Origin of the sequence: Plantibacter sp. Mn2098 (assembly GCF_049319745.1) — a bacterium.
Lineage (GTDB): Bacteria > Actinomycetota > Actinomycetes > Actinomycetales > Microbacteriaceae > Plantibacter.
The window spans coordinates 1-345 of the sequence record NZ_JBMOUH010000021.1; the positions used below are offsets into that span (position 1 = coordinate 1).

The following is a 345-nucleotide window of genomic DNA, read 5'->3' on the forward strand; positions in this document are numbered from 1 at the left end:
GGGGGGGGGAACCCGGTCCCTGAGCTTGTCGAAGGGCAGGGAGGGACGACGCCGGTCAGCCCGGGCGTTCTAGCCGTACTCGTCCGCCACGCTTCGGTGTGCGGGTACGGTCGAGGTGTGCGGGTGGGATGAACCACGGGGATCCGTCCCTGCCCCGTATGCCCCATCCGTCGGCGTGGATGCGGTGGTGATGGTGGGTGCACAGCATCACCCCGTTGCCGAGGTCTGTTCGGCCGCCGACTGACCACCAATCGATGTGGTGGGCTTCCGTGTATGCGGGCGGGTGTGGGCATCCGGTCCAGGCGCACCCGCCGTCCCGCTCGGTCAGCGCCAACCGTTGCGCCG

The 345-nt window shown here is 69.9% G+C and carries 1 protein-coding gene; it reads right to left on the reverse strand.

Annotation, left to right across the window (positions count from 1 at the left end; genetic code table 11):
- Positions 1-55: 55 nt before the first annotated feature.
- Positions 56-334, reverse strand: a complete 279-nt coding sequence (locus ACL9RL_RS19735) for an HNH endonuclease (protein ID WP_422782000.1) — start codon at positions 332-334, stop codon at positions 56-58.
- Between the last annotated feature and the right edge of the window lie 11 nt (positions 335-345).